The sequence below is a fragment of the Psychroflexus sediminis genome, assembly GCF_900099815.1.
GTDB lineage: Bacteria > Bacteroidota > Bacteroidia > Flavobacteriales > Flavobacteriaceae > Psychroflexus > Psychroflexus sediminis.
Genome location: NZ_FNCW01000001.1, coordinates 1 through 4,387, shown reverse-complemented (window position 1 = coordinate 4,387; position 4,387 = coordinate 1). Strand labels below are relative to the sequence as shown.

The 4,387-nt window shown below is 45.8% G+C and carries 2 protein-coding genes; both read right to left on the bottom strand.

Features of this window, described 5'->3' with window-relative positions; genetic code table 11:
• Positions 1-315: 315 nt before the first annotated feature.
• On the bottom strand, positions 316-876 hold the full coding sequence (locus tag BLP81_RS00010) for a cob(I)yrinic acid a,c-diamide adenosyltransferase (RefSeq protein WP_093363946.1): 561 nt from the start codon (positions 874-876) through the stop codon (positions 316-318).
• 899 nt (positions 877-1,775) lie between these two features.
• Positions 1,776-4,043: an inorganic phosphate transporter gene (locus BLP81_RS00005; RefSeq protein ID WP_093363942.1), complete on the bottom strand. Its 2,268-nt coding sequence runs from the start codon at positions 4,041-4,043 to the stop codon at positions 1,776-1,778.
• Between the last annotated feature and the right edge of the window lie 344 nt (positions 4,044-4,387).

The following is a 4,387-nucleotide window of genomic DNA, read 5'->3' as shown; positions in this document are numbered from 1 at the left end:
ACCATTTTTAATTATCAATTGCTTTTCTTCTCCCCACTATACCACTACTCCATTACACCATTACACGACTACACGGAAAACAGTGAACTGTGAACTAACTTACCTCCATAAAAAGTAGGCCATTTTTTTAATTATCAAATGCTTTACTTTCCCACTATACTACTACACCATTACACGAATACACGGTAAACGGTAAACAGTCAACTGACTTAAATCCATAAAAAACAGCCGTTTTTTAATTATCAATTGCTTTTTTTACCCTCCCACTATACCACTACTCCATTACACGACTACACGATCAACCACTCTCGGTTCCTATTTCTTCGTTTCAGGAATCCATTTGACTTCGTCGGCGTTTTTTTGTTTGGCGATGCTTCTGGCCAATACAAATAAATAATCCGAAAGCCTGTTCAGGTACTGCAGGACTTTTTCATCAAAAGGTTCAAGATTAAATAGTGCCGCACAGATGCGTTCTGCACGCCTGCAGACGGTTCTGGCGACATGACAGTGGGAAACTGCGGTATGTCCGCCCGGCAATACGAAATGCGTCATTTCCGGTAAGTCTTCATTCATGCGGTCGATCTCCTTTTCCAGAAAGACGATGTCCTCTTCCTGGAGTTCCGGGATTTTAGGGGCCTTGGATGCTTTTCCAGGATCTGATGCTAAAATCGCTCCCAGGGTAAATAATTTCTCCTGAATTTTAATCAGGCCCTCTTTAGAATCCGTATCCAAATCCTGGTCTCTCACCAGGCCTAAATTGGCGTTCAGTTCATCCACAGTTCCGTAACTATCTATTCGTATGTTGTGTTTAGCCACCCGCTTTCCTCCAAATAAGGAGGTGGTGCCTTTATCGCCTGTTTTTGTGTATATTTTCATCTTCTCGTCATTTATATCCAAATATAAGATTTATGTGGAAGAGTAGGCCGCTTTGAGAAGCGGGTATTTTTTAGAGTAAGTTGTGAACAGGCTGACTGGTTAACCATTCTAAGGGTGACGCGATTGCTATTCCTGGCGGGCGCGATTGCAATTCCTGGCTATCGCGATACAATCGCGCTAGAGCGGAGGGGTTTCAAAATTCAAATTTGGTCTCTTTCTCTAGCAAGCGCGATGCAATCGCGCTTGATCAGGAGAAGCTTGGTGCGCGATTGCAATTCCTGGCTATCGCGATACAATCGCGCTAGATCAGATGGGTTTCAAAATTCAAATTTGGTGTCTCTCTTTAGCAAGCGCGATGCAATCGCGCTAGATCGTGAGAAGCCTGGTGACGCGATTGCAATTCCTGGCTATCGCGATACAATCGCGCTAGATCAGAGGGGTTTCAAAATTCAAATTTGGTATCTCTCTTTAGCAAGCGCGATGCAATCGCGCTAGATCGGGAGAAGTCTGGCGGGCGCGATTGCAATTCTCGGTGGGCGCGATACAATCGCGCAAGAGCAGAGGGGTTTCAAAATTCAAATTTGGTATCTCTCTTTAGCAAGCGCGATGCAATCGCGCTAGATCGGGAGAAGTCTGGCGGGCGCGATTGCAATTCTCGGTGGGCGCGATACAATCGCGCAAGAGCAGAGGGGTTTCAAAATTCAAATTTGGTATCTCTCTTTAGCAAGCGCGATGCAATCGCGCAAGAGCAGAGGGGTTTCAAAATTCAAATTTGGCATCTCTTTCTAGCAAGCTCGATACAATCGCGCTAGATCGGGAGAAGCCCGATTGCATCGCGTCACCCCTAAAATTAAAAGTGGCAACTGCTTGACAGGTATACCCATATACCAGTTCACACTCTAAAACTCCTGCCTGGCTTCTTCGTAATATTCCTTAAACAGTTCCAGCAAGGCAATGGAGGTTTTGGTCAGGGTTTTGGTCTCGAGTAAGATCCCGAAATAGAGTTTTGAATTTTTCGGGCTGTTTTCCGTCTCGCGGATTCTCTCAATTTGCTTTTGAACCAAATCGCTGATCTTAACCAGCACCTTGCGTTCGTTGGTAATCAGCTGCTCTATGCTGTCAAATTCTGAGGACTGAAAGGCTTTGATCAGCTCGGTGTAGACTTCGTCCAGATCCCGCTGCACACTCTTCAAATCCCGAATCTGACTGAACTTCAGGTTTTTATGATTGTTGCTCACGTGGGTATGGCTGGTCCTGGTGATATAAGCCAGGGACTGAACCATATCCTGAAGATAATCCAGGGTTAACACATAGAATTTGGAGGCTTCCACGTTGGTATCTTCCAGGGACTTGATGTAATAAAAAATGTTATCCTTCAGTTCATCAATACGCATTTCCAGCTCTTCCTGGGTTTTTAAACTTTTCTTCAGTCGGCTTAAATCGTGATAGCCCAGGTTATTGACCACATCCAAAAGCAAATCGTTTACCCCGGAGATGATCCTGACTATATTTTCAGAAGACTCCCTGGTCATTTCGTTGATCGTGATGATATCCGTCTTATTGAATTTTTTGTGATTGCGTTCATACTTTACGCGTCTGGAGTGCCTGATCGCACTTCTGACGATAGAAAATAAGGCAAGCACCAGCAAAACCCCAATCGCATAATAGGATCCGTACCAAATGATAAGGGATAAGATCCCTGCGGCGGTAAACGCGATGGCGGCCGTAGCAATCCAGCTTCCTATCACATTAAAAACACCCGACACCCGGTAAACCGCGCTTTCTCTGCCCCAGGCCCGGTCTCCAAAAGAGGTCCCCATCGCCACCATAAAGGTGACATAGGTCGTAGATAAGGGCAGGGTGTAATTGGTAGCCAGGGAAATCAAAATACTGGCCAGCACCAGATTTACCGAGGCTCTTAACAAATCGAAGGCGGGCTTAGCCACTCCCTTTTTATAGCCTAAGGCTTTTTCGGGGGAACTGAAGCGGCGATTGATCCGCTCCTGAAGGGGTTCGGAAAGCACCTGTGAAAAGGTCTGACCTACAAAAACGGAATACCGGACCACGGTTCGGGATAAGGCATTGGGCTGAAAGCGCTCCTGGCCTTCACCCTGACGGCCCAGATTCACCCCCGTCTGCACCACATACTGAGCTTTGCTGGAAAACCAGAGCGTAACCACCATGATACCACCCGCGATGACCAGCAGGTAGACCGGGGTCTGTACTTCGCCGGAGAGTCCATCCATCAAAAACTGTGAAGGAAGCACGCCGGACGCCAGGAAAGCTTCCTGCCAAAGCAGAAAAGCCTGCCAGGCGGCAATGCTCACCCCGATAAAATTCACCAGGTCGTTCCCCGCAAAGGCCAGCGCCAGGGCAAAGGTCCCTATAACGACAATCACTTTTAAGATATGAAAATGAAATACCTGAATAAGGATATTGGAAATCAGCGTCCAAAAGAAAAAACTAAGACCTATGATCCACAGCTTGTTTTCCAAGATCTGTTCAATCAGAGTCTGGTCTATAAACGTAATGGAGTTGGTGCCTTTCAGGAGTATAAAATAGGTGATTGCCGAAAGGGAAACCCCTCCGTATAAGCCCCCTATATACTTGAGTTTTTCCTGGTAATCGAAAGAAAAGATAAGCCTGGAGAGAAACTGAACCAGGGCTCCTACGCCAAAAGCAACAAACACAGATATGAGAATGCCTAAACTGATTTCGGAAGCATTCTGAACATTGATAAACTGCCCCAGACTTGCAAATCCTTCCCCCGTTTCATAAAGCTTCAACAGGGAAATCACCACCGCAGCTCCGAGCAGTTCAAACACGACAGAAACGGTGGTAGAGGTTGGAATGCCGATGGAGTTGAAGAAATCCAGCAGGAGGATATCGGTGATCAAGACCGCCAGGAAAATGATGATGATTTCATCAAAAAAGAAAAGTTCGGGATTGAAAATACCCTTCCTCGCCACCTCCATCAGGCCCGATGAAAACACGGCCCCTACCAAAACCCCGAGCCCCGCAACGATCAAAATCGTACGCATGGGCACCGCTTTGGAGCCTATGGCCGAATTCAAAAAGTTGACGGCGTCATTACTCACGCCCACAACCAGGTCGGCTATGGCGAGAACAAATAATAAAACGATAAGAGACGTGTAAAGCGTTTCCATTGAAAAAATAATCTGCAAAAATGCTACTTTTATCCCGCTTCACGAACGGTCTATTGTTATGAAATGATTAAGATAGGTTCCCACCCCCAAAGGGGGGGGAATGTCATTCTGCCTCTACGTCCTCTGGCGTAACGCAGCAAAGGGAAGTGAAGGATCTTTTTATTAATCGATAGACTCAGGTTTTACTTCTTCTTTAATGACTTGAATTTAAACTAAAGCTTTCATTCTTTTTTGCATTGCCCAAAAAAGAACCAAAAAGGTCTAGGCTTATTTTTATGTCTTTGAAAACTACAAAAGTGGTTCCACCTCGTAACGCAAACCGTTTCACTCGTGCATTACTCCTT